Origin of the sequence: Epibacterium sp. Ofav1-8 (assembly GCF_022348185.1) — a bacterium.
In the GTDB taxonomy this organism is placed as follows: domain Bacteria; phylum Pseudomonadota; class Alphaproteobacteria; order Rhodobacterales; family Rhodobacteraceae; genus Epibacterium.
On record NZ_JAKRFD010000010.1, the window covers coordinates 88,069 to 111,393 of the forward strand.

General features: G+C 65.3%; 22 protein-coding genes. 10 read left to right on the forward strand and 12 right to left on the reverse strand.

The genetic code is table 11. The features are described 5' to 3' along the window. Nucleotides 1–214: 214 nt before the first annotated feature. From MHM97_RS16200 to MHM97_RS16230, 7 genes are all read right to left on the reverse strand, one after another. On the reverse strand, nucleotides 215–895 hold the full coding sequence (locus tag MHM97_RS16200; RefSeq protein ID WP_239323396.1) for an orotate phosphoribosyltransferase: 681 nt from the start codon (nucleotides 893–895) through the stop codon (nucleotides 215–217). Between the two features lie 76 nt (nucleotides 896–971). After that, nucleotides 972–2,012, reverse strand: a complete 1,041-nt coding sequence (pyrC, locus tag MHM97_RS16205) for a dihydroorotase (RefSeq protein ID WP_239323397.1) — start codon at nucleotides 2,010–2,012, stop codon at nucleotides 972–974. 55 nt (nucleotides 2,013–2,067) lie between these two features. After that, nucleotides 2,068–3,039: a phosphoadenosine phosphosulfate reductase gene (locus MHM97_RS16210; RefSeq protein ID WP_239323398.1), complete on the reverse strand. Its 972-nt coding sequence runs from the start codon at nucleotides 3,037–3,039 to the stop codon at nucleotides 2,068–2,070. A gap of 147 nt (nucleotides 3,040–3,186) precedes the next feature. Continuing rightward, complete coding sequence (locus MHM97_RS16215) at nucleotides 3,187–4,287, reverse strand: glycosyltransferase family 2 protein (protein WP_239323399.1); 1,101 nt, start codon at nucleotides 4,285–4,287, stop codon at nucleotides 3,187–3,189. Nucleotides 4,288–4,289: 2 nt separating this feature from the next. After that, nucleotides 4,290–6,653 carry a glycosyltransferase family 2 protein gene (locus MHM97_RS16220; RefSeq protein ID WP_239323400.1) on the reverse strand — a complete coding sequence of 788 codons (2,364 nt, stop codon included), beginning with the start codon at nucleotides 6,651–6,653 and terminating at the stop codon, nucleotides 4,290–4,292. Beyond that, nucleotides 6,653–7,336, reverse strand: a complete 684-nt coding sequence (locus tag MHM97_RS16225) for a sulfotransferase (protein ID WP_239323401.1) — start codon at nucleotides 7,334–7,336, stop codon at nucleotides 6,653–6,655. Before MHM97_RS16225 ends, MHM97_RS16220 begins: the two co-directional genes overlap by 1 nt. A 10-nt stretch (nucleotides 7,337–7,346) precedes the next feature. Beyond that, a complete protein-coding gene (locus MHM97_RS16230) occupies nucleotides 7,347–8,375 on the reverse strand; it encodes a glycosyltransferase family 2 protein (protein WP_239323402.1) in 1,029 nt (342 codons plus the stop codon). Between the two features lie 270 nt (nucleotides 8,376–8,645). Between MHM97_RS16230 and MHM97_RS16235 the strand changes: the two genes are divergently transcribed. From MHM97_RS16235 to MHM97_RS16265, 7 genes are all read left to right on the forward strand, one after another. Further along, on the forward strand, nucleotides 8,646–9,599 hold the full coding sequence (locus MHM97_RS16235; RefSeq protein WP_239323403.1) for an AAA family ATPase: 954 nt from the start codon (nucleotides 8,646–8,648) through the stop codon (nucleotides 9,597–9,599). 63 nt (nucleotides 9,600–9,662) lie between these two features. Further along, nucleotides 9,663–10,928: a vWA domain-containing protein gene (locus MHM97_RS16240; RefSeq protein WP_239323404.1), complete on the forward strand. Its 1,266-nt coding sequence runs from the start codon at nucleotides 9,663–9,665 to the stop codon at nucleotides 10,926–10,928. 117 nt (nucleotides 10,929–11,045) lie between these two features. Continuing rightward, nucleotides 11,046–12,047, forward strand: coding sequence for an XdhC family protein (locus tag MHM97_RS16245; RefSeq protein WP_239323405.1), 1,002 nt, complete (start codon nucleotides 11,046–11,048; stop codon nucleotides 12,045–12,047). After that, the gene (locus tag MHM97_RS16250) at nucleotides 12,044–13,042 is read left to right on the forward strand and encodes a molybdopterin-binding protein (RefSeq protein ID WP_239323406.1); all 999 of its coding nucleotides are present in this window, start codon (nucleotides 12,044–12,046) and stop codon (nucleotides 13,040–13,042) included. Before MHM97_RS16245 ends, MHM97_RS16250 begins: the two co-directional genes overlap by 4 nt. A gap of 138 nt (nucleotides 13,043–13,180) precedes the next feature. Then, the gene (locus tag MHM97_RS16255; protein WP_239323407.1) at nucleotides 13,181–13,666 is read left to right on the forward strand and encodes a (2Fe-2S)-binding protein; all 486 of its coding nucleotides are present in this window, start codon (nucleotides 13,181–13,183) and stop codon (nucleotides 13,664–13,666) included. A gap of 163 nt (nucleotides 13,667–13,829) precedes the next feature. Beyond that, nucleotides 13,830–16,208 carry a xanthine dehydrogenase family protein molybdopterin-binding subunit gene (locus MHM97_RS16260; RefSeq protein WP_239323408.1) on the forward strand — a complete coding sequence of 793 codons (2,379 nt, stop codon included), beginning with the start codon at nucleotides 13,830–13,832 and terminating at the stop codon, nucleotides 16,206–16,208. A gap of 90 nt (nucleotides 16,209–16,298) precedes the next feature. After that, nucleotides 16,299–17,087 (forward strand): FAD binding domain-containing protein, encoded by a 789-nt coding sequence (locus tag MHM97_RS16265; protein ID WP_239323409.1) that lies wholly within the window; start codon nucleotides 16,299–16,301, stop codon nucleotides 17,085–17,087. Between the two features lie 87 nt (nucleotides 17,088–17,174). Here MHM97_RS16265 and MHM97_RS22830 read toward each other — a convergent pair whose 3' ends face one another. Further along, nucleotides 17,175–17,813: a methyl-accepting chemotaxis protein gene (locus MHM97_RS22830; RefSeq protein WP_305037473.1), complete on the reverse strand. Its 639-nt coding sequence runs from the start codon at nucleotides 17,811–17,813 to the stop codon at nucleotides 17,175–17,177. Nucleotides 17,814–17,986: 173 nt separating this feature from the next. Here MHM97_RS22830 and MHM97_RS16275 point away from each other — a divergent pair, with 173 nt between their 5' ends. Further along, nucleotides 17,987–18,193, forward strand: a complete 207-nt coding sequence (locus MHM97_RS16275) for a ParD-like family protein (RefSeq protein WP_239323410.1) — start codon at nucleotides 17,987–17,989, stop codon at nucleotides 18,191–18,193. Between the two features lies 1 nt (nucleotide 18,194). Then, a complete protein-coding gene (gene map / locus MHM97_RS16280) occupies nucleotides 18,195–18,977 on the forward strand; it encodes a type I methionyl aminopeptidase (RefSeq protein ID WP_239323411.1) in 783 nt (260 codons plus the stop codon). A gap of 155 nt (nucleotides 18,978–19,132) precedes the next feature. Here the strand turns inward: map and infC are convergent, their stop codons facing one another. After that, the gene (infC, locus tag MHM97_RS16285; RefSeq protein ID WP_441316274.1) at nucleotides 19,133–19,723 is read right to left on the reverse strand and encodes a translation initiation factor IF-3; all 591 of its coding nucleotides are present in this window, start codon (nucleotides 19,721–19,723) and stop codon (nucleotides 19,133–19,135) included. Between the two features lie 206 nt (nucleotides 19,724–19,929). Here infC and MHM97_RS16290 point away from each other — a divergent pair, with 206 nt between their 5' ends. Continuing rightward, nucleotides 19,930–20,877 carry a hypothetical protein gene (locus MHM97_RS16290; RefSeq protein ID WP_239323412.1) on the forward strand — a complete coding sequence of 316 codons (948 nt, stop codon included), beginning with the start codon at nucleotides 19,930–19,932 and terminating at the stop codon, nucleotides 20,875–20,877. A 238-nt stretch (nucleotides 20,878–21,115) separates the two neighbouring features. Here MHM97_RS16290 and MHM97_RS16295 read toward each other — a convergent pair whose 3' ends face one another. The 3 genes from MHM97_RS16295 to MHM97_RS16305 all read right to left on the reverse strand — a co-directional run bounded on the left by MHM97_RS16295 (nucleotide 21,116) and on the right by MHM97_RS16305 (nucleotide 23,324). Further along, complete coding sequence (locus tag MHM97_RS16295) at nucleotides 21,116–21,997, reverse strand: ferredoxin--NADP reductase (protein WP_239323519.1); 882 nt, start codon at nucleotides 21,995–21,997, stop codon at nucleotides 21,116–21,118. A gap of 155 nt (nucleotides 21,998–22,152) precedes the next feature. Next, nucleotides 22,153–22,557, reverse strand: a complete 405-nt coding sequence (locus tag MHM97_RS16300; RefSeq protein WP_239323413.1) for a DUF934 domain-containing protein — start codon at nucleotides 22,555–22,557, stop codon at nucleotides 22,153–22,155. 5 nt (nucleotides 22,558–22,562) lie between these two features. Then, on the reverse strand, nucleotides 22,563–23,324 hold the full coding sequence (locus tag MHM97_RS16305) for a phosphoadenylyl-sulfate reductase (RefSeq protein WP_239323414.1): 762 nt from the start codon (nucleotides 23,322–23,324) through the stop codon (nucleotides 22,563–22,565). Nucleotide 23,325: the final 1 nt, after the last annotated feature.

Sequence of the window (23,325 nt, forward strand, 5' to 3'; positions counted from 1 at the left end):
ACCGGGCCGGATTTCCATCTGGAAATCCCTGTGGATGGTTTGAGGATAACCGCAGAGACGGGTGTGGGCAATTTTTCGAAAAACCACGCGGGTCCGCCGCCGCTTCTGTATCTGGTGTGTCACCCCTGCTTTGGCCACAGGATATGGGAAAGGCCGCCCCGATTCGGTGCGGCCTTGTCCACAGTATGCAGGGGCTCTGGTGGGAAAGTTTTCCTCAGCCTGTCTTGTTGGCCTCTTGCCAGGCGCGCGGATCGCGCAGGAATTTCTCTACCTCGTCAAGGGTTTCGGTGCTGAATGCCCCCTGGGCGCGGGCCTCTTTCAGCACGTCCCACCAGGTGCACAGGTAGTGCAGCGCGACGCCATGATCGCCCAGCGTCTTGGTGGTTTCGGGGAAGATGTCGTAATAAAAAATCACCGCCGTGTGGCCGCAGGTGGCGCCGGTGTCGCGGATCGCATCCACAAAGGAGAGCTTGGAGCCGCCATCGGTGGTCAGGTCTTCGACCAGAAGCACCCGCTCGCCTTCGGACATGGCGCCCTCGATACGGGCGTTGCGGCCGTAGCCTTTGGGCTTTTTGCGCACATAGGTCATCGGCAGGGCGAGGCGTTCGGCCACCAAGGCGGCAAAGGGAATGCCCGCGGTTTCGCCGCCGGCGATATTGTCAAAGGCCTCAAAGCCAGCATCCCGCATCACGGTGACGGCCATGAAATCCATCAGGGTGGAGCGAATGCGCGGGAAGGAGATCAGCTTGCGGCAGTCGATGTAGCTCGGCGAGGGCAGGCCGGAGGCCAGCGTGTAGGGTTCATCGGTGTTGAAATTCACCGCGCCGATTTCCAACAGCATCCGGGCGGAGAGGCGGGCGATTTCTTCGGGTGAGGGGTAGGAGGAGGGGATCATGGCGTATCCTTCGAGAGCAGAGTGCCAGAGGCGCGGGCGGGAGCCTCCGGCGGGGATATTTATTGAGAAGATGAAGTCAGGCGACGGTCCAATGCACCGGGAATCCGGGGTCAAAGACGGTGACCGGGCCGTCCGGCGTGTCGATCTGTTCCGGGAACGCGACGGGCGCGTCCTGTTTCACCAGCGTGATCTGGCCGGGGTTTTCCGGCAGGCGGTAGAAGGCGGGACCGTTCCTGGAGGCGAAGCCTTCGAGCTGGTCCAGCGCGCCGTCTTCTTCGAACACATGAGCCAGCAGCGCCATGGTGTTGGTGGCGGTGAAACAGCCGGCACAGCCGCAGGCTTGCAGCTTGTTGGCATCCGTATGCGGGGCCGAGTCGGTGCCAAGGAAGAACCGATGATCGCCCGAGGTGGCGGCCGCGCGCAGGGCGATCCGGTGTTCCTCGCGCTTGGCAACCGGCAGGCAGTAGTAATGCGGCTTGATGCCACCGACGAGGATGTGGTTGCGGTTGATGATCAGGTGATGCGTGGTGATGGTCGCGCCCAGATCCTTGTCCTGCGACCGCACGTAGTCGGCAGCGTTTCGGGTGGTGATATGCTCCATCACCACACGCAGGCCCGGGGTCGCCTGACGGATCGGATCCAGAACCCGGTCGATAAACACCGCCTCGCGATCAAAGATGTCGATGTCGGGATCGGTGACCTCGCCATGGGTGCAGAGCGGCAGGCCAATCTCGGCCATCTTCTCCAGCACCGGGCGCACCTTGTCGAAATCGCGCACGCCGGAGGCGGAGTTGGTGGTCGCCCCGGCGGGGTAGAGTTTCACCGCTTTGACCAGACCCGACGCATGGGCGGCGGCGACATCCTCGGGGTCGGTGTCCTCGGTGAGGTAGAGCGTCATCAGCGGCTCGAACGTCATGTCGCCGGGCAGGGCGGACAGGATGCGGTCGCGGTAAGCGCCTGCCTGTTCGCCGGTCACCACCGGCGGCACCAGGTTGGGCATGATGATGGCACGGCCAAAATGGCGGGCGGTCTCCGGCAGCACCGCGCGCAGCATGTCGCCGTCGCGCAGATGCAGATGCCAGTCGTCGGGGCGGGTGATCGTCAGGCTCTGGGTCATGGCGCAGGCGTTAGCACAGCCCCATGAACTTGGGAAGGCGCTCCGAACGCCGGTGTTACCCCTGCTTCTGCGGGCCGGGCGGGGGGGCGCGGAAAGCACCCTGTTCCGCCTGGTCCTCCAGCGCCCGCAGGCGGCGGCGGAACCGTGGCATCCGGCGGCGGTCGTTCACGTTGCGGCACAGCAGCATGGTCAGATAGGGGCGCTCCAGATAATCCAGCCGGTTCAACAGGTTGCGCAGGTAGACATTGTTGTCCCGCCGCGCCCGTGCCAGGCGGTGGAACGCCGGGGCGGACAGCCGCCCGCTGCCGGCCAGCGACATGATCCGATAGAGGATCTCCATTTCGATCAGGCGTGTCTGGATCGCCTCTCCCATGCAGGGCATCCGCAAGCGGGTCACATTGGGCCGGGCAAACAGCGCCGCATGCATCGCATCCAGCGATTGATAGGGATCATAAAGCACAAAGGCCCGCTCGGCCGCATCCAGCATGTCCGGCGCATAGCCGTAGCGGTCGGTAAAGGAGGTTCGGCGCATCTCGACAAAGCGGTCGTCCCACTCGGTCATGCGCGGATCGAGCGTCGCCTGCGGCTGGATCGCCACCACGGTTGCGCCCGGGGCCGCCACCGAATAGGCCGCCGCCGCATAGCCGCAGGGCCCGGCGCCATAGAACACGACATTGTCGAATTCCTCAAAGAACCCGTCGTCGATCAACTGGTCGAAGAACCCGTAGATACGGTTCTCGCGGAACCAGGTGTCGCCGTCGGAAATCAGGCAGAGGTGGGACCAGCCCAGGTTTTTCACCAGGTCAAACCCCAGCGGCTGCGCGGTCTCGGAAAAGCTCTCGATTCCCTGGCGGCTTTCGAAGGTCACCAGCAGCGTGTTGCCCTGATCGATGAAGGTGGCGAAATGGCGCGGGCCCAGCGGCTGATACATGCCGTTTTCCTCGGCCATATCCGCCAGCCGCTGCTGCCATTCGGCGGGCTTCAACCCGGAAAGGTCCTGCTCCAGTATATCTGTGTCGTCCTGCATGCGCGCCACCTGCCACCCGTTATTCGGTGTTGTTCAGATCCAGACCTAGGCGCAGATTGAGGCTAAATTTAGAAAAACCTTGGCCCAATTGTCGACGATCTCCGCCACGCTGCGCTGCTGTGACAGGTGGGGCAGGGGGCGGCCGTGTCAATCCTGACCGGAGGGGGCATCGGGCTTTGGCTTGCGCTCGACCGGCGTCACCGGCGTGCCGCGCCGGCCCAGGGTGGCAAAGCCGGCCAGAGTGCGCCCGGTGACCTCGCTGATGGGGCGCGAGGGGGGCGTCATCATCAGCCGCCCGAACAGGGCGCGATAGGGTTCCTGGCGCATCAGCTCCATGAACCGGTCCTTGCGCCATTGCACCGCGCTGTCGTGCAGTTTGCGCAGCTTGCGATCCTCCAGCAGCATGTCGAGGATGGCGTCGCGGGCCGGGCGGTAGCGGGCGATGGAGGTGTCCTCGGCGGTGTTGAAATTGCGCTCCACCCAATAGTCGATGTCCAGCAGGTCCTCCGAATGCACCGCGCGGCCGCGATCCGCCTTCAGGATATAGCTCTCCATCGCGCCCAGCGGATAATGGTTCAGCTGCGCCAGCTGGTAGTTGTCCTGACCGTAGTTTGAAAACACCCGCTTGGTCTTGAAATCCCCCATCAGTTCGCGACCGACGCAATCGAACCAGCGGTACTGCTCCAGTGCGTCGTCGTCCTTGATGCTGCGGGGGCGGTGGATGCCGATCTTGCGATAGGTGCCGGAGTTGCGAAACAGGGTCTTGAACATCGACGCCCGCCACGGCCAGTGCATCACCGTCGGGGCGGCCCGGGTGAAACGGTCGGTGACGCGCTCGCCCTGATAGCGCACCTGATCGGCATTGCCGAACAGCCGCCAGGTCAGGGTGATCGCATCCGCATCGGGCAGCGCGGCCAGCAGATCCGCGATCTGGCCCTTGCCGGCGTGGATGTTGACAAATTCGTCGATGTCCAGCGCCAGAATCCAGTCGGCGCCCTTGGTCAGCGGATGCTTGTCGGCGCGTTTCATTGCGGTGAACTGGATGCCGCCTTTGTCAAAGGGGCCGGTGTTTTCCTCATGCGTCAGATGGCCCAGCGTATCCAGCCGGTCCAGCATCTGGGTCGTGGGGTCATCGCAATCGTTTGAAAAGACAAGAATATCGGTGAAGCCCACCGCCTTGTGATGGGCCAGCCACTCCAGCAGGAATGCGGCTTCGTTGCGAACGGTCAAAACAGCCAGCGTGCGCATTCTCAGCTCTCCAGATCCAGCGAAAGCGCCCAGGCCACGCGTTCGGTCGCGCTGAGGTCGATCTCCAGCGCCTGTTGGTACAGCTCTTCGAATTCCGCGCGCTGGTGCAACTCGGCAGCCTTGGCCCGATGCCAGTCCAGCCCCGCCGCATGCAGATCGCGCAGGGTCTTGTCCTGCATCAGCCGCGCCAGTTCCGCCTGCATGCGCGGCAGGTTGCGCTGGATGGTGATGTCGCGGTGATCGTTCCAGTCCATCCGGATCCAGTAGTTGAGCCCGATCGAGCGGTCCACATGCAGGGCCCGGCCGCGCTGGCGTTTGACCAGAAAGCTCTCGGCCGAGCGCAGCGCATAGTGGTTCAGCTGCAATAGGTCATAGCCGATGGATTTCTTCGAGCTGCGCCAGCCGTTGTCGACCACCTCCGCCGTCATGTCCTGACCGGAGCCATTGACCCATGTGACCTGCGCGCGTTTGTCCTCCACCAGCTTGTTGGGCCGGTGGCAGGAGATTTTCTGATAGGCGCCAATGGGTTTGAACATGGTCTTGAAGCCCCAGACCGTATGCGGCTTGGGGCAGAACTGCGGCGCGCAGTGGTCGAATTGGGCAATGACCGGCCGGTCGGCCAGTGCGGTGACGCCATTGTGGCCAAACAGTCGCCAGGTCATCGCGACATTGGTGGCCTCCGGCACATGGTCAAAGAAATCCGCCAGCGTGCCATTGCCGCAGCGCACGTTGATGAACTCGTCGACGTCGATATGGATCACCCAGTCGGCCTGTTTGATCACCGGCTCTTTCAGCGCCTGGTTCAGCGCGTATTGCTGCGGCGAGTTGCCCTTCCAGTTGTCGTTGTTGCGATGCTGGAGGAGGCCAAGCTCCTGCAGGCGATCCAGCAGCTCGGCGGTGCCATCGCTGCATCCATTGGTGTAGATCAGGAAATGATCCACCCCGATCATGCGGTGATAGGCCACCCACTCCAGGATATACGGCGCTTCATCCTTCATGCAGCCGACGATCACATTGCCGCTCCGGCCTTTGGGCAGCGTGCGCGCGGGCGTTTCCGCGTAGGGCGGCATCGGGGTGGTCTCGTCGAGGCTGCCGATCCGGTTGTGCGGCTTGAACGAGGAGCCCTGCAACATCTCGAAATTCTTCAACGCCAGCGGTGGCATCAGCCGCTGCGCCCGGGCGCTCGGGGCGGCAGGCGCGTCGGTCTCCTGCGCCGCGCGGGCGCTCCGGTGCGCCTGCAAGTCCCCCTCGCGTGCGGCGCGCTCCTCGCGGGTGGCTTTCTCGATCCGGTGCAGGAAGGCCAGCAGGTATTGCGAGGCGCGAAACCCCATCTGCGGGTCCGCCTCTTCCCAGTCCTCGGAGGAGATCGCCACATCAAACAGCGCCGGTGACAGATCCGCATGCCGGGCACAGAGGCGGGCGTTGTCGGCGGCAAAGAACCGCGTCACCGCCCCCAGCCGGGCTGGGTCGATGGGCGCACCGTCAACCTGGAGATCCTGGATCATCTGCCGCCACAGCTTGCGCGGCAGGATGTGGTTGCCCTGCGCCAGAAGCCGCAACAGAAGCGCGTTGAACTGGCGCCCCCGCGTCAGCCAGGCCGCCGGGATCGGCGCGTCGGGCTGCTGTTCGGCGACCCGCCCGATCTGGCCATCGATGCCAAAGGCGGCGCGGATTTCTTCGGTCACATCGGCGCTGCCGAAGCGTGCCGGATCATAGGGGCGAAAGGTCACTGAGCCGGCGCCAAAGACCTCTTCCCAGAACTCTTGCAGCGCCAGATAATCGAGCCAGAAGGGCGCGCCCTGGCTTTCCTCGAACTGGCCGGCCTGGGGATCCACCGGCGGCAGGGTCTCCAGGGCCGCCTGCCACCAGCTGTCCTCACGGGTCATCTCCACCTCGCGGGCCAGCCCGGCGGCGCGCCCTTCGAGGACCTGCGCGGCAAAGACCTCCGTCAGCATCTGCGCCTGTGCGTCCAGATGCGCCACGATGCGGATATCCTCCGACAGGGGCGCCAGCAGCGCCTTCAGCCGGTCCAATTCGCTGCGGCGCGATAGCTGCGTGCCCAGCTGATGGGCGCTCAGGATCAGCGTGTGCGGGCTGTGCTGGGCCACGTCGCGGCGCAGATCCTCCAGCAGCGTCTCGCGCAGCCGGGCCTGCTTGGCCGCGCCGATGTAGCCGCGATTGTAGCGCAGCGGGTCGACGTGGTCGGGATCGGTGACCGCCATGAACAGGCGGGTGTGGTTCTTGGCCCCCGCCGCGCGGGGCACCAGCACGCCCTTGTCCAGCAGCTGCGCCCGTTTCTCCGCCAGCACCGCCTGCACGCGCGTCGCGCCCGCCACATGAAGCCCGATATGTAGATAGATCCGCATCAGCCCGCCCTGTCCTGCGTTGTGTCCGGCGCTGTGTCCGGCGCCGCGTCGGACGGGGGCTGGCGTTCCCCGTCCGGATTGATGTTGGACTGTCCCCACCAGGGCAGGCGCCGCCCCAGGAACCGCTCCAGCCGCTGCGGCGCGTCCGCTGCGGCCACATCGACCTCCAGATACAGGGGGTCATCGCGGAACCAATGGGCCAGCGCCTCGTAATGGCCATCGATCCAGATCATCTGCTCGTCGATGTCGTGCCCGTATCCGACCGGCAGCCCCGGCACCGTCGACAGCGGCAGGCGCAGCTTGCCGAGGTTGTTCCAGCGCATGATCGAACGCGCCATCTCCTCGGTCGCCCGCCGGGTGGCGACAAAGCGCAGTTTCGGGTGCAGCTTGCGCAGCGCCAGCAGCATCGCATGGTCGCATTGCGGCCAGACCGAATTGCCGCCGTAGATAAAGCTCACCTCGCTCAACGCGGTATAGCCCGACAGCAGCGCCGCCGGGTCGCCGTATTTATAGAGCCCCTCGTACATCAGGTTGCCGACAAACACGCGGTCGCTTGGATCGGCGGGATCTTCCTGGTCCTTGATACGGTGATCGGCCACGCGGTAGCCGGCGCGGATCAGCGCGTTCTTCAGCGTGGTGGTCCCGGATTTCGGCAGCCCGAGGTTGATGACGTCCAGTCCCATCAGCGCGGCCTCACGCCAGTCCCAGCCGCTGCAACATGGCGTCTTCCTGCGGTGGCAGCGGCGCGGCGGCCTGCAACTGCGCCCGCATCTGCTGATAGGCGGGGTCCGCCAGCAGCGCATCGCGCCGCGCCAGATGGCGGGCCACGCAGTCCGCGTGCAGGCGGGCGATTTCCGGATCGGCCTTCAGCTGCGCCAGCGCGTCGTGCAGGGCCGGCAGCATCCGCTGGATCGAGCGATCCTCCCAGGCCGGGTCATTGCGCTCGCGCCAGTAAGTGTCGTCAAAGGCCCGGTTCTCGCGGTTCACATCGCCCCGGTCGGTCTTGACCAGATAGCTGTCCAGCGCCCGCAGCGCATAGTGGTTGAGCGTCGCCAGCGCGCGCGCGCCGCGGGCGGGAAACTTGCGGATGCGGCGGGGGTTCGCCGCCACCAGGAACCGGTGCGGCACCGCCCGTCCGCTGCCGTCGCACCAGCGCGGGCGGGCCTCGGCCGGGGTGTTCTTGCGCAGGAACGGGCGATGCGCGCCGTAATAGCCCAGCGGAAAGTCCCGCCGGGTCAGCGTCTTGACCTCGATCGCCGTCTCGCCGCACCAGACATCCGGGTTGTGGCTGTGGGTGAATTGCTCGATCACCGGACGGTCCTCAAATGCCTCGACCCCGCCATTGGCGAAGAACTGGAAATTGAGCGAAATCGCCTGCGGCTCGGCACAGGCGGCAATCAGCGCCGGGATGCTGTGATCGCCCACATGAATGTTGAGGAACTCGTCCACATCCGCGATCCACAGCCAGTCGGCCTGCTGCACCACCGGCTGGTGGGCGCAATCCTTCAGCGCCTCCATCTGATAGGCGCGCCCCTTCGCCGGGTTGGGCAGATGCGTGACACTGCCCCGCGCCGCCAGCGCATCCAGCAACGCATCGGTGCCATCGCTGCAATCGTTGGAGTAGAACAGGAAATCGGTCACCCCGATCAGGCGGTTATAGGCAATCCACTCCAGCAGGAACGGACCCTCGTTCTTGACGCAGGTCACCGCGGTGATGCGCATGTCGCTGTTCCTTCCCCTCGTCGACCCAGGCCGCGGCGCGGTCCGGTCTGCCCTCTGCGCGTCTGCCCCTGTGCGTCTGCCCCCTGTGTCCGGGGCTGTGCGCGCGTATGACTTGTTGCATCCCCGCGCGCGCGCCGTCAATTGCCCTGACAGGAGAACGCCGCACCTGTTGCATCGCCTCCGCGTGACGCATGTTGACGACGGTTGACGCCTGGGCGCAGAGCGTGTCCTCTGGGCGTCGGAATATGCAAAGCAGGGGCACGCGGGCGGATGACCACAGAGGCGACAGAAGCGATGCCGCAGCAGGCGGCAGGGACGCAGGGATTTGCATCGATCGACGCGGTGCAGGCCCGGCTGGCCGCGGCCGGCTATGTCTGTGGCCGGGCGCTGGCCACCGTGGTCTTCCTCTCCGCGCGCCTCGGTCGGCCCCTGTTCCTGGAGGGCGAGGCCGGCGTCGGCAAGACCGAGATCGCGAGGGCGCTGGCCTCCGTCACCGGCCGCCCCCTGATCCGGCTGCAATGCTACGAGGGGCTGGATGCGGCCAGTGCGGTCTATGAGTGGAACTTTGCCGCTCAGATGGTGGCGATCCGCGCCGCCGAGGCCTCCGGCACCGCCGACCGCAAGACCCTGCAAACCGAGATGTTCTCCGAGGACTTCCTGATCGCGCGGCCCTTGCTGCGGGCGATGCAACCTGACCCGCGCGGCGCGCCGATCCTGCTCATCGACGAGCTGGACCGCACCGACGAGCCGTTCGAGGCCTTCCTGCTGGAGGCGCTCTCGGACTTCCAGGTCACCATTCCGGAGCTGGGCACCATCAAGGCGCCAGAGCCGCCGACGGTAATCCTCACCTCCAACCGCACCCGCGAGGTGCATGACGCGCTGAAGCGGCGTTGCCTCTATCACTGGGTCGATTATCCCGATTTCGACCGCGAGATGGAGATCCTGCGCGCCCGCGTCCCCGAGGCCGCCGAGACCCTCAGTCGCGAGGTGGTCGCCTTTGTGCAGGCGCTGCGTACCGAGGATCTGTTCAAGAAACCCGGCGTGGCCGAAACCATCGATTGGGCCAACTGCCTGCTGGCGCTTGACGTGGTGGCGCTCAGCCCCGAGGTCATCGCCGACACGCTGGGCGCGATCCTGAAATATCAGGACGACATTGCAAAACTCCAGGGGTCCGAGGCCAAGCGCCTGCTGGATCAGGCCCGTGCCGCGCTGCCGGAGGGCTGACATGCGCCTTCATCTTTTTGAAAATACCTTGGGGGTGCGGGGGCAAGGCCCCCGCGACGGCTGATGGCGGACTATGCTCAACTTGCCCTGCCGGATCGCCCGAAACTGGTGGCCAATCTCACCCATTTCGCCCGGGCGCTGCGCAAGGCCGGGCTGAAGGTCGGCACCGGGCGCGTCATTGACGCGGTGGAGGCGGTGGCCGCCGCGGGGTTCACCTCGCGGCGCGATTTCTACTGGACGCTGCACGCCTGTTTTGTGTCGCGCCCCGAGGACCGGGCGGTGTTTGCGCAGGTGTTCCGGCTCTACTGGCGCGATCCGCGCTATCTGGAACACATGATGGCGGCGATGCTGCCCGCGATCCGCGGCGTGCAGGAGGAGCGCGGCGCCAAACCCGCCGAGAAACGCGCCGCCGAGGCGCTACTCGACGGGCAGCTGCCCGATGCGCCCGCCGAAGACGCACCCGACGGCACCGAGATCGAGCTGGACGCAGCCATGACGCTCTCGGCCGAGGAGCGGCTGAAGACGCTGGATTTCGAACAGATGAGCGCGGCGGAGATCGCCGCGGCCAAACGCATGCTTGCAGGTCTGACCCTGCCGGTGAAACCGTTGAAAACGCGCCGCCATCGACCGGATGCGCATGGCGCGCGGGCGGATTGGCGGCGCACGATACGGGACGCCTGCCGCACCGGGGGCGACATCCACCGGATGGCCCGGACCGCCCGGGCAGAGCGCGATCCGACCCTGGTGGTGCTCTGCGACATTTCCGGCTCGATGAGCCAGTACAGCCGCATGGTGCTGCAGTTCCTGCACTCTCTCGCCAATGCGCGTGGCGGCCGCAAGTCACAGGGCTGGGCCAATGTGCATGGGTTCACCTTCGGCACCCGCCTGACCAATATCACCCGGCATCTGCGCCAGCGTGACGTGGACGCAGCGCTGGCCGCCGCCGGGGCCGAGGCGCAGGACTGGCAGGGCGGCACCCGGATCGGCGCCTGTCTGCATGCCTTCAACCGCGACTGGTCGCGCCGGGTGATGGGGCAGGGGGCGGTGGTGCTCCTGGTGACCGACGGGCTGGATCGCGAAGCACCGGAGGACCTGGCCCGCGAGATGCAGCGCCTGCGGTTGTCTTCCCGGCGCCTGATCTGGCTCAACCCGCTGTTGCGGTGGGACGGGTTTGCCCCGCGCGCCCAGGGCATCCGCGCCATGCTGCCCCATGTGGACAGCCTGCGCGCCGGTCACAGTATTGCCGCGCTCGAAGATCTGGCCGCCGTGATCTCGCGCCCCGAGGATGCCGGCGAAAAGGCGCGGCTGCTGGCGATGCTGGCGGAGTGAGCACGCAGGCCCCCGCCGCCGCACGCCACCGGCAGGCGCAATTTGGCACGATTTGTCCTTGATCTTCGCGGCGTTAGGGCCAAGCTTTGAGGGGCAACAGGCACCGGGATCCACACCATGACATCTGGCACCGAACAGGCTGACGCCGCCCGCTTTGAAAACGCCCCCGAACTGGCGCTGCACTGGCACCGCGAGGGGATCGGCGCGGTGCTGTGCACGGTGGTGCAGACCTGGGGATCGGCGCCGCGCCGCACCGGCTCGCAACTGGTGGTGGGCGGTGACGGCCGCATCGAGGGCTCGGTCTCCGGCGGCTGCGTCGAGGGGGCGGTGATCCTGGAGGCGCAGGAGGTGCTGGCGCAGGGCGCCCACAAGCTGCTGGAATTCGGCGTCAGCGATGATGATGCCTTTGCCGTCGGGCTGGCCTGCGGCGGCACCATCAAGGTGCTGCTGGAGCCGGTCGGCAAGACGCTCGACGAAGAGACATTGGAGGCGCTGGTGCTGGCCCGTGCCGAACGCCGCCCGCTGGCCTATGAGGTCAACCTGACCAGCGGTCAGGGGCATCTGGTCAATACCGCCTCCTACCCCGACCGCATGCGGATGGATCGCTCCGGTGTCGAGGAGGATGGCGAGACCTTCGTGGCGGTGCACAACCCGCCGCTGCGGCTGATCCTGGTCGGCGCGGTGCATATCGCCAAGGCGCTGGTGCCGATGGCCCGGATCGCCGGCTATGATCCGATCCTGATCGAACCGCGCGCCGCCTTTGGCTCTGCCGAGCGGTTCCCGGGCGAGCGTATACTCGACGACTGGCCGGATGAGGCGGTAGAAAAACTGGGACTGGATGCGCGCACCGCGCTGGTGCTCTTGACCCATGACCCGAAACTGGATGACCCGGCGCTGATGGCGGCACTGCGGGCGGAGTGTTTCTATATCGGCGCGCTGGGCTCCAAACGCACCCACGGCCAGCGCCAGCAGCGGATGATCGCGGCGGGTTTTTCCCAGGATGATCTGGCCCGCGTCCACGGGCCTGTCGGGCTTGACATCGGCGCCGCCAGCCCGGCGGAAATCGCGGTGTCGATCCTCGCTGAGATGACCGGCGTGCTGCGGGGCAAGGTGGCATGAAATTCGGCCCACTCGCGCTGACCGCCGCCGAGGGGGCGCTGCTGGCGCACTCGTTGCAAGGCGCCGGCGGTCGGATCGCCAAGGGCACGCGGCTGACGGCGCAGGACCTCGACGATCTCCGGGCTGCTGGCCATACCGAGGTGATCGCCGCGCGGCTCGACCCCGGCGATCTGCATGAGGACGATGCGGCGTTGCGGCTGGCGCAGGCGATGGCGCCGGATGCGGCGGCACTGGGGCTCCGGATTTCGGGCGCGGGGGCCGGGCGGGTGAACCTCTATGCCACCACGTCGGGGGTGGTACGGGTGCGCGCGGATCAGATCCTGGCGATGAACAGCGTTGACCCGATGATCTCGGTGGCGACGGTGCCGGATTTTCACCGGGTGGATGCAAACAGCATGGTCGCGACGATCAAGATCATTGCCTACGCGGTGCCCGATGCGGATCTGGCGCGCGCCGTGGCGGCGGCCTGGGCGGCGCTTCAGGTGCTGCCACCGGTCTATGGCACCGCCAGCCTGATCGAAACCCGGGTGACCGAGGACACGCCCGCCGACAAGGGCCGCGCCGCGATGGCGGGGCGGCTGGACCGGATGGCAATGACCCTCAGCCCCCGCGTGGTGGTGCCGCACCGCGCCGCGGATATTGCGCAGGCGCTGGGCGACGCCCCGGGCGAGGTGGTGTTCGTCCTCACCGGCTCTGCCACCTCCGACCCCGCCGATGTCGCCCCCGAGGCGGTGCGGCTGGCGGGGGGCACGGTCACGCGCTTTGGCATGCCGGTGGATCCGGGCAACCTGCTGTTCCTCGGCCAGCTGGGGCAAAAGCCGGTGATTGGCCTGCCGGGCTGCGCCCGCTCGCCGGCGCTCAATGGTGCCGACTGGGTGTTGGAGCGGGTGGTCTGCGGCATTGAGGTGACGTCGGCGGATATTGCCGCGATGGGCGTGGGCGGTCTGTTGAAGGAAATCCCGACCCGGCCGCGGCCGCGGCGGGATGGGGAGTAAACACCGAAGCCCGTTCCTGTCGGTCAGAGGGGAAAACCTCACGCCGCGCCCCTTGCCGCAAAAATTCCTCGCGCCATCTCAAGACGCGTGATTAACTGATCTCAGCCAGACAAAGAATTTCAAGCTAGGGAGGAATTTATGACGAAGGTCTCCATGACCGTGAACGGTCGCCCCATGTCCGGGGAGGTCGAAGGTCGTACACTCTTGGTGTCGTTCCTGCGCGACCAGCAGGGGCTCACCGGCACCCATGTGGGTTGCGACACCAGCCAATGCGGTGCCTGCGTTGTCCATGTCGATGGCAAGGCGGTGAAATCCTGCACCATGCTGGCGCTTGAGGCCGAAGGGGCGGAGGTTGCCACCATCGAAGGGCAGGCGGCTCCTGACGGCACACTCAACGCGATTCAGGCGGCGTTTCAGGAACACCACGGGCTGCAATGCGGCTTTTGCACGCCCGGCATGGTGATGTCGGCAGCGGCGCTGCTGAAGGAGAACCCAAAACCCTCCGAGGGAGAGATCCGCCATTATCTGGAGGGCAACCTCTGTCGCTGCACCGGCTACCACAATATCGTCAAGGCGATCATGGCAGCCTCGGGTCAGGACGTGACCTCGATCGCGGCGGAATAACGCCCGCCCCAAGTGACCTGTGCCAGCCCGTTTGCAGACGGGCTGAGGAACGTAGCCCGTATCAATCCAGCGGACCGCTCGGTCAGGCGGCGCGGCGGGAAGAGGAGCCCAAAGCGCAACAGCCCAGAAGGACCCGGCCCGCATTCTGGGAGGAGTTTGGATTATGCCCAAGGATATTGACGCCAAGGAGAGCGGCATCGGCGCCGCCACCAAACGGCGCGAAGACATCAGGTTCCTGACGGGAACCGGCAATTACACCGACGACATCAATGTAAACGGTCAGGCCTATGTGCATTTCCTGCGCTCGGATGTGGCGCATGGGCGGATCACATCGCTTGATACATCCGCGGCGGCGGCGATGCCCGGCGTGCTGCGGGTGTTCACCGGCGCGGATTTCGAAGGGATCGGCGGTCTGCCCTGCGGCTGGCAGGTGACCGACCGCTTTGGCGAGGTGATGCAGGAACCGGCGCATCCCGTTCTGGCGCAGGGTAAGGTGCGCCATGTGGGCGATCCCATCGCCGCCGTGGTGGCCGAGAGCGCCGAATTGGCCCGCGATGCCGCCGAGGCGATTGAACTGGAGATCGACGAGCTGCCTGCCGTGATCGACATGAAGGCGGCGCTGCAGGACGGCGCGCCTAAGGTCCACGACGATCTGACCTCCAACCTCTGCTATGACTGGGGCTTTGTGGAGGAAAACAAGGAGGCGGTCGCCAAGGCCTTTGACGCCGCCGCCCATGTCACCACGCTGGAGCTGGTCAACAACCGTCTGGTCGCCAACCCGATGGAGCCGCGCGTGGCGGTGGGCGATTTCAACCGCGCCACCGGTGAAAGCACGCTTTATACCACCAGCCAGAACCCGCATGTGATCCGGCTTTTGATGGGGGCCTTTGTGCTTGGCATCCCGGAGCATAAATTGCGCGTGGTGGCCCCGGATGTGGGCGGCGGCTTTGGCTCCAAGATTTTCCACTACGCGGAAGAGGCATTCTGCACCTTTGCCGCCAAGGCGCTCAATCGTGCAGTGAAATGGACCTCCTCGCGCTCCGAGGCCTTTATGTCCGACGCCCATGGCCGCGATCATGTGACCAAGATCGAACTGGCGCTGGACGCAGACAATAACTTTACCGCGCTGCGCACGGAAACATACGCCAATATGGGCGCGTATCTGTCGACCTTTGCGCCCTCGGTGCCCACCTGGCTGCATGGCACGCTGATGGCGGGCAATTACAAGACGCCGCTGATCTATGTGAACGTCAAGGCGGTGTTCACCAATACGGTGCCGGTCGATGCCTATCGCGGCGCGGGGCGTCCCGAAGCGACGTTCCAGTTGGAGCGCGTCATCGACAAGGCGGCGCGCGAGTTGGATGTCGACCCGATCGCGCTCCGGCGACAGAACTTTGTCACCGAGTTCCCCTATGCCACGCCTGTCGCCGTGGAATATGACACCGGCGACTATGTGGCGACGATGGATAAGCTCGAAGAGATCGCGGATGTCGCAGGCTTTGCCGCGCGCCGCGCCGAGAGCGAGAAATCCGGCAAGCTGCGCGGTCTGGGTGTGAACTGCTATATCGAGGCCTGCGGCATCGCGCCCTCGAACCTTGTGGGGCAACTCGGCGCCCGCGCGGGGCTTTATGAGAGCGCCACGGTGCGGGTCAACGCCACCGGCGGCATCGTGGTGATGACCGGCAGCCACAGCCACGGGCAGGGGCATGAGACGTCCTTTCCGCAGGTGATTTCCGAGATGATCGGCATCCCCGAAGATATGGTGGAGATCGAACATGGCGACACCAACAACGCGCCGATGGGCATGGGCACCTATGGCTCGCGCTCGCTGGCGGTGGGCGGCTCTGCCATGGTGCGGGCAACCGAGAAGATCATCAACAAGGCCAAGAAGATCGCCGCCCATCTGATGGAGGCCGCAGATGCCGATATCGAGCTGAAGGACGGCAAGTTCTCGGTTGCGGGCACGGATAAATCCGTGGCCTGGGGCGATGTGACCCTCGCCGCCTATGTGCCGCATAACTACCCGCTGGAGGAGATCGAGCCGGGGCTGGAGGAGACAGCGTTCTACGACCCGGCCAATTTCACCTATCCGGCGGGGGCCTATGCCTGCGAGGTGGAGGTCGATCCCGATACCGGCAAGGTCACCATCGAACGCTTTGCCGCCGCCGATGATTTTGGCAATGTGGTCAACCCGATGATCGTCGACGGTCAGGTGCATGGCGGTCTGGGGCAAGGCATCGGTCAGGCGCTCTTGGAGGGCTGTGTCTATGACGAGGACGGGCAGCTCTTGTCGGCGTCGTTCATGGACTACGCCATGCCGCGGGCTGACGATGTGCCGTTCTATCAGGTCGATCATTCCTGTCAGACGCCCTGCACCCACAATCCGCTGGGGGTGAAGGGCTGTGGCGAGGCCGGGGCGATCGGTTCGCCACCGGCAGTGGTCAATGCGGTGGTGGATGCGCTGCGCTCTGCCGGCAAGAATGTGACCCATATCGACATGCCGCTGACGCCAGCGCGAGTCTGGGCGGCGATGCAAGGTTGAGACGGCGGAGCGGGGGCCAGCCCCCGCACCCCCGGGATATTTATGAGAAGATGAAGGAGCCCAAGGGCGATCCTTCGGAAAGGAAGAGCCATGTATGAGTTTGAATTCGCACGTCCCGAAACGGTGGCCGATGCGTTACAGGCGCTGGGCGAAGAGGATGCGCAGGCGCTGGGCGGCGGGCAGACCCTGATCCCGACGCTGAAGCAACGTCTGGCGATGCCCACGACCCTGGTGAGCCTGGGCGGCATTGCCGAGATCAAGGGGGTTTGCCAGACCGACGATGGCAAGCTGGCGATCGGTGGCGGTACAACCCATGCCGACGTAGCAGCGGGCGCGAGCGCCTATCCGGCGCTGGCCGCGCTTGCGGGGCAGATCGGTGATCCGGCGGTGCGCAACCGGGGCACCATCGGTGGATCTTTGGCCAACAACGACCCGGCTGCCTGCTATCCGGCGGCGGCGCTGGCGTCGGGCGCAACCATCGTGACCAATGCCCGCGAGATCGCGGCGGATGACTATTTCCAGGGCATGTTCACCACCGCGCTGGAGGAGGGCGAGATCATCACCGAGGTGCGCTTTCCGGTGCCCGAGGCGGCGAACTATCAGAAGTTCCTGCAACCGGCGTCGCGCTTTGCCATGGTTGGCGTCTTTGTCGCCAAATTTGCGGATGGCGTGCGGGTGGCGGTCACCGGCGCGTCAGAGGAGGGCGTGTTCCGCTGGACCGAGGCCGAAGCGGCGCTGTCGGCCAATTTCAGCGCGGATGCGATCACCGGCCTCAGCGTCGCGGAGGACGGTATGATCGGCGATATCCACGGCACCAAGGCCTATCGCGCGCATCTGGTCGGTGTGATGACCAAACGGGCGGTCACCGCCGCAGGCTGACAGCCCGGTATGGGACACGGGTCGAACGCAGGAAAAGCGCTCTGTCGATGACAGGGCGCTTTTTTACAGCGTAGCGCCACGTGTCGATCAGGTGCGCAGGAAGCCGGCGATGTCGGTCAGCAGCGTCTGGGTGTGATCCGCCAGACCGCGGATCTCGGTTGCGATCACGGCAAACCCCTTGCCCTGATCACCGATCCGCGCCGCCTCGATCGAGGCGTTGAAGGCGATCAGGCGAATGTTGCGGCCCACGGCCTCGGCATTCTTGATCGCGTCAAGCATGTCGCCGGAGCGCTGCGCGTCCCGGCTGCGTTGTGCCGCGCTCAGCTGCTCCACCAGCGCATCGAGGAAACCGGAAATAGCGGGCTCCAGCCGGTGCAGGCAGAGTTCCTCCACCTGGGGGAGGGCACGGATCCGCTCCATCATCGAGGCGCCGCCACCGGTGGTCACCGCATGGAGCGGTTCCAGCACATCGAGGCAGGCGACGCGGCGCTCCTCCAGATGTTCGGGCAGCTCATAGCTGCTGTCCTGCAAACGGGCGACCAGATCCTCCGACAGCATCTGATGGGCGGTCGCGATCCGCTTTGCCGAGAGGGTCAGCGCGCGCTCGCTCTCCGGGTCGCCGCTGACCTTTGTGTCCTGATGCAACAGGGCGACGAGCGACAGCGCTGCGATGCGACACGGGCCGATCGCCATCACGGCGTCGCTTTGAATATCGGTGAGAGTCATATGGCCCGTCCCTGGTTAAACTGCGGCAATGCTACGCCGGGTTAGATTAAGGCTCCGCTAATAAATGCAAGAATTTCACGACAGATTTGCGCGTGCCGCCGGACGCGGGCGGGGGATTGCGGTGATATATGAAGTGTATATATTTCATATTCGAATCAGAAATGGAGCGTAAAATGGGGCTTGTCAAAATCGGGGACGATCTGCACGAGGATATCCGGCGTGCCAGCGGTGTCATGTGCCGCTCCATCAATGCCCAGGCGGAGTTCTGGATGAAGATCGGCATGCTGGCGGAGGCCAACCCGACCCTGACCTTCAGCGAGATCCTGCACCAGCAATTGCAGGCCGCCGCGGTGGCGCTGTCGGACGAGACGGCCGCCTGACATGGTCAAGTCGCCTCAGGAGCTGACCTTGATGCGGCAGTCCGGGCGTCTGCTTGCCTCGGTGTTTGACATGCTGGACCAGTTGCCCTTGCTGGGGCGCAGCACGCTGGAGATCAACGATTGCGTCGAACGCTTTATCGAGCAGGAGCTTCAGGCCCGCCCGGCGAGCAAGGGCCAATACGGGTTTGACTATGTGCTGAACTGTTCTCGCAACCATGTGGTCTGTCACGGGGTGCCGAGCGCGTCGGAGGTGATCGCCGACGGCGACATCATCAATCTGGATATCACCCTGGAAAAGAACGGCTATATCGCCGATTCCAGCAAGACCTACCTGGTGGGCAATGTGTCCGGCGCCGCCCGGCGGCTGGTCCGCATCGCCTATGGTGCGATGTGGCAGGGCATTGCCCAGGTGCGCCCCGGGGGGCGGATGGGGGACGTCGGCCATGCGATCGAGCGGTACGCACGCAGACATGCCTGCTCGGTGGTGCGGGAGTATTGCGGTCACGGGATCGGACGGCAGATGCACGAGGCGCCACAGGTGCTGAACTTCGGCCGCCCCGGCACCGGCGAACGGCTGCGCGCAGGCATGGTCTTTACCGTGGAGCCGATGGTGAACCTCGGCAGTCGCCGGGTGGAAACGGAGCCGGACGGCTGGACCATCGTTACACGGGACCGCCGGTTGTCGGCGCAGTTCGAACATACGGTGGCGGTGACCGATGCCGGGGTCGAGGTTCTGACGTTGCGCCGGGGCGAGCGGCCCGCAGGACAGCCGCTCCGCGCGTGACCACGGCCCCGCCACAACAGTCCCGCCAACACAGCCCCGGCAACGCGGCCCGTGGCGCTGGACGGGCGGCGGCGCGGCATGAAAAAACCTCCCGGCACCAGGTGCGGGGAGGTCGCGGGCGCAGGGAGACCCCGCGCCGGATCGCCATAAGGGCGTTACTTGCTCGGAAGCGGGCCGATCATCATGATCATCTGACGGCCTTCCATCTTCGGCATGTTTTCGACCTTGCCGAGTTCCTTGATGTCCTCGGCCACCCGTTGCAGCAGCTCGCGGCCCAGGTTCTGGTGCGCCATCTCGCGGCCACGGAAACGCAGGGTGACCTTCACCTTGTCGCCGTTTTCCAGAAACTTGACCACGTTGCGCATCTTCACGTCATAGTCGTGGGTGTCCGTGTTGGGACGGAACTTGACCTCTTTGACCTCGATGATCTTCTGCTTCTTGCGCGCTTCGCTTTCGCGTTTCTGCTGTTCATACTTGAACTTGCCGTAGTCCATGATCTTGCAGACCGGCGGATTGGCGTTGGGCGAGATCTCCACCAGGTCCAGACCGGCCTCTTCGGCCATCTGCATGGCCTTGGCGGGATGCACAACACCGACGTTATCGCCATCTGCACCGATCAGGCGGATTTCGGGAGCGCGGATTTTGTCGTTGACGCGCGGGCCGGTATCACGGGTCGGCGGCGCGTTATGAGGTCTGCGAGCTATGGGTTCTATCCTTTGATAATTGCAGAAATTTGAGCCGGGAATTTAATCGGTGTCCGGCGGTCTTGCAAGCCGGAAACACGGTGCTTTTCATCATTGAGGGGAGTTTTCACGATAGAGCGCCCCCCGGCGGCGGAGCATGGCCGAGGGGAGCAGTATTTACCACTTCCCCCTTGTTGTCGACGCCTAAGACGCACATGAACATGCGCAATCCGTCCCGCGTCGGGACGTCAGCATGGAAGGACTATGCCATGAAAATCGCAGGAGTGGGCGCCGCTGTCGGCGTCGTGGTCGTCGCAGGGGCGTTCTGGTATCTGAACCAATCCGAGGAACCGCTTGCCACGGAGGCCCCGGCAGAGGTGGCAAACGAAGTCGCCCCGGCGGACACCGAAACCGCGGCTGAGACCGAAGCCGAGACCGACACCGCCGCCGAGGCGGCCGCAGAGGCCGCAGCCGAGGCCGAAGCCACCGCCGAGGATCTGCAACAGCAGGTCGAGGATGGCGTTGCCGCGGCGGAGGACGCCGCCGAAGAATTGGCCGATCAGGCCGCTGACGCGGTCTCGGATGCCGCCGACGCCGCCTCCGAGGCGGCCGCCGACCTCGGTGAAGGCGCCAGCGCCGCAGCCGATGCCGCGCAGGAGCAGGCCGCCGAGGCCGTGGACGCCGCCGAGGACACCGCCGCCGCCGTGGCAGAGACCGCAAGCGAGGCGGTCGACAGCGTGACCGAAGGCGCGGCTGATCTGGCCGAGGGCGCTCAGGAGGCTGCCGAGACCGCAGCGCAGGAGGTCCAGGACAGCCTGACGCAGGATGTGGGCGACGCGCTGCCGGATGAGAACACCGTGGCAGAGCAGGCCGAGACCGGCGCGGAGGTCGATACCGAGGCAGCGGCAGAGGCTGAGGCAGACGCCGCAGACACCGATGTCACCACAGAGACCTCGACTGAGTCTTCGACTGAGACCGCGACGGAGACCACAACCGAAGCCGACGCCGGCACTGACGCCGATGTGGCGGCGGACACCCCGGCCACGCTGCTCACGCCCGAAGGTTTTGACTATGACCGGGTGATCGAGCTGATCGACGGCTCGCAACTGGACCCGCTGAAAAAGACCGCGGTGAAATCCGCGATCACCCAGGCGCGCGACAACCCCGATTTGCTGAAAGCGGCGCTGGAGCAGGCCCGCACTGCGCTCGGGCTCTAACGCCCCCTCGGCAAACGCCAGACATCAGACAGGGGCGGCGCATCAGCGTCGCCCTTTTTGTTGCGCCTCCCGATGCGCAAATAATTCTGCTGGAGCGCTGCGGTCACAAGCCCGGGCAGAAGGTTCACGCGCGGGAGGCCTTCTATCGCGGTCTCAGGGCCGCGCTGCTGAGACGAAAAATGCGGACCTCGCTGACGAGATCCGCAGTGTTTCTGTTTGATGCGATGTGCCCGAGGGCTCAGTCGAGGAAGGCCTTTTCCACCACAAAATGTGCGGGCTTGGAATTGGCGCCTTCTTCCAGACCATAGGTGTTTTCAAACAGGTCCTTCAGTTCCAGGTTGAACGCCAGGTTGCCGCAGATCATCGCGCGGTCGCTTTCCGGGTTCAGCGGCGGCACGCCCAGATCCTCAAACGCCTCGCCCGAGCGCATCAGGTCGGTGATCCGGCCCATCTTGGCGCTCTCTTCGCGGGTGGTGGTGGGGTAGTATTTGATCTTCTTCCAGAAGCCCTCGCCGATCACCTCGTTCAGAAGCTCGTCGTCCTTGAGGCTCTCGATCAACTCGCGGCCATAGGTCAGCTCTCCGGCCTCGCGGCAGGTGTGGGTGATGATGACCTCGTCGAATTTCTCGTAGGTTTCCGGCTCGCGCAGCAGCGAGGCAAAAGGCGCAAAGCCGGTGCCGGTGGCAAAGAACCAGATCCGCTTCCCGGGGACCAGCGCGTCATGCACCAGGGTGCCGACGGGTTTCGGGCGCAAGATGATCTCGTCGCCGACCTTGATGTGTTGCAGCTTGGAGGTCAGCGGGCCGTCCTGCACCTTGATGGAGTAGAACTCCATTTCCTCGTCCCAGCTTGGGGACGCGATGGAATAGGCGCGCAACAGCGGTTTCTGCTTGCCGGTCTTTGGGTCCGGATCGCCCATCAGGCCGATCATCACGAACTCGCCCGAGCGGAACCGCAGGGACGCAGGCCGCGTGCAGCGGAAGGAAAACAGCCGGTCGGTCCAGTGCTTGACCTCTGTCACGGTCTGGGCGTCGGGCAGGGTCGGTTTGGCCTTTGCAGGCGCGGCGGCTTCGGTCACAGGCTCACTCACAGTCTCGGTCACGGCGGCAATCTCGTTCATCATGTCTCTGCCAGCGGGGATAGGCCGGCACCTCTGATTAAGCATTGATCCAGGTCAGGGGAACCCCTCCTGCGGCAATCTTGCGCAGATCCGGCCCGGCATCGCAGATGCGGGGCCGGGCAGGGGTGGCCTGACGGCGGGGTCTTGGGGCTGGCTTAGCGCGCGGCGTTCGAATGCGCGCGCAGGCGGGCCTGATAGTTGTGGCTTTGCCAATTGGCACGGAATTGCCACTGGTCCTCGGGCTGGCGGGTGGCCAGGTCGTCGGAGATTTCCACCTCGTCGAACCCCACCCGGCGCGCCATGGCATATTGATCCGAGATCACATGCCCCTTGGCCCGCAGGCGCCCCTCGTATCCCATCAGGCGCAGCATGCGCGCAATGGTGAAACCGCGCCCGTCGGCAAAAGAGGGGAAATCAACGCGGATCATCTCCACGCCGTCCAGCTGCCCGGCCAGCGCGGCCGCATCGGTGTCGGAGGCCAGGTCGAGCACATGCTCGCCCTCAAAGCCGCCGGTCCAGTCATCATGGGCAAAGCCCGTATCGGTCACGATAACGCTCATGTCACTCAAGCTCCTGTACGGACGAATTTGCCATCCACCACGTGGATGCCGCATTCTTCCTTGTTCTGGTTGCGCCAGCGGCCGGCGCGGGGGTCTTCGCCTTCGGCCACCGGGCTGGTGCAGGGGGCACAGCCGATCGACGGATAGCCCTTGGCCACCAGCGGGTGCCGGGGCAGGCGGTTTTCATCCATATAGGCGCGCACATCCTCTGGCGCCCAATGGGCCAGCGGATTGATCTTCATCCGCCCCGTTCCGTCCTCGACCTCAAAGAAGTCGAGCGCGGCGCGGGTGCCGGACTGGAACCGCTTGCGGCCGGTGATCCAGCCGTCATAGCCCGCCAGCGCCTTTTGCAGCGGGATGGTCTTGCGCAGGGCGCAGCAGGCATCGGTGTCGGAAAACCGCAGCGCGCCATAGGGGTCCTTGTCGGCGATGTCATCGGCCTTGATGACATGCACGTTCCGCAGCCCCAGACGCTCGCTCACCTCCTGCTGGTAGACCAGCGTTTCGGTGAACAGCAGTTCGGTATCGACAAACAGCACCGGCACCATCGGGTCGATGATGGCGGCCATGTGCAGCAGCACCACCGACTCCGCGCCGAAAGACGAGACCAGCGCGATATTGCCGGCATCGCGAAGCGCCCCCTCCATCACGGAGGTCGCCGAATGGTGCTTGAACCGCGCATTGAGCGCCGCCACCTGTTCGGCCAGGGCCACCGCGCTGCGCGAGGCAGCGGGCTGTCCCTGTATTTCCTGGTCTATGCGGGTCATG

What these genes read in the sequence shown, in the direction of transcription:
- MHM97_RS16200 (WP_239323396.1), bottom strand. Translation starts at nt 895, where the DNA reads ATGATCCCCTCCTCCTACCCCTCACCCGAAGAAATCGCCCGCCTCTCC.
- pyrC (WP_239323397.1), bottom strand. Translation starts at nt 2,012, where the DNA reads ATGACCCAGAGCCTGACGATCACCCGCCCCGACGACTGGCATCTGCAT.
- MHM97_RS16210 (WP_239323398.1), bottom strand. Translation starts at nt 3,039, where the DNA reads ATGCAGGACGACACAGATATACTGGAGCAGGACCTTTCCGGGTTGAAG.
- MHM97_RS16215 (WP_239323399.1), bottom strand. Translation starts at nt 4,287, where the DNA reads ATGCGCACGCTGGCTGTTTTGACCGTTCGCAACGAAGCCGCATTCCTG.
- MHM97_RS16220 (WP_239323400.1), bottom strand. Translation starts at nt 6,653, where the DNA reads ATGCGGATCTATCTACATATCGGGCTTCATGTGGCGGGCGCGACGCGC.
- MHM97_RS16225 (WP_239323401.1), bottom strand. Translation starts at nt 7,336, where the DNA reads ATGGGACTGGACGTCATCAACCTCGGGCTGCCGAAATCCGGGACCACC.
- MHM97_RS16230 (WP_239323402.1), bottom strand. Translation starts at nt 8,375, where the DNA reads ATGCGCATCACCGCGGTGACCTGCGTCAAGAACGAGGGTCCGTTCCTG.
- MHM97_RS16235 (WP_239323403.1), top strand. Translation starts at nt 8,646, where the DNA reads ATGACCACAGAGGCGACAGAAGCGATGCCGCAGCAGGCGGCAGGGACG.
- MHM97_RS16240 (WP_239323404.1), top strand. Translation starts at nt 9,663, where the DNA reads ATGGCGGACTATGCTCAACTTGCCCTGCCGGATCGCCCGAAACTGGTG.
- MHM97_RS16245 (WP_239323405.1), top strand. Translation starts at nt 11,046, where the DNA reads ATGACATCTGGCACCGAACAGGCTGACGCCGCCCGCTTTGAAAACGCC.
- MHM97_RS16250 (WP_239323406.1), top strand. Translation starts at nt 12,044, where the DNA reads ATGAAATTCGGCCCACTCGCGCTGACCGCCGCCGAGGGGGCGCTGCTG.
- MHM97_RS16255 (WP_239323407.1), top strand. Translation starts at nt 13,181, where the DNA reads ATGACGAAGGTCTCCATGACCGTGAACGGTCGCCCCATGTCCGGGGAG.
- MHM97_RS16260 (WP_239323408.1), top strand. Translation starts at nt 13,830, where the DNA reads ATGCCCAAGGATATTGACGCCAAGGAGAGCGGCATCGGCGCCGCCACC.
- MHM97_RS16265 (WP_239323409.1), top strand. Translation starts at nt 16,299, where the DNA reads ATGTATGAGTTTGAATTCGCACGTCCCGAAACGGTGGCCGATGCGTTA.
- MHM97_RS22830 (WP_305037473.1), bottom strand. Translation starts at nt 17,813, where the DNA reads ATGACTCTCACCGATATTCAAAGCGACGCCGTGATGGCGATCGGCCCG.
- MHM97_RS16275 (WP_239323410.1), top strand. Translation starts at nt 17,987, where the DNA reads ATGGGGCTTGTCAAAATCGGGGACGATCTGCACGAGGATATCCGGCGT.
- map (WP_239323411.1), top strand. Translation starts at nt 18,195, where the DNA reads ATGGTCAAGTCGCCTCAGGAGCTGACCTTGATGCGGCAGTCCGGGCGT.
- MHM97_RS16290 (WP_239323412.1), top strand. Translation starts at nt 19,930, where the DNA reads ATGAAAATCGCAGGAGTGGGCGCCGCTGTCGGCGTCGTGGTCGTCGCA.
- MHM97_RS16295 (WP_239323519.1), bottom strand. Translation starts at nt 21,997, where the DNA reads ATGAACGAGATTGCCGCCGTGACCGAGACTGTGAGTGAGCCTGTGACC.
- MHM97_RS16300 (WP_239323413.1), bottom strand. Translation starts at nt 22,557, where the DNA reads ATGAGCGTTATCGTGACCGATACGGGCTTTGCCCATGATGACTGGACC.
- MHM97_RS16305 (WP_239323414.1), bottom strand. Translation starts at nt 23,324, where the DNA reads ATGACCCGCATAGACCAGGAAATACAGGGACAGCCCGCTGCCTCGCGC.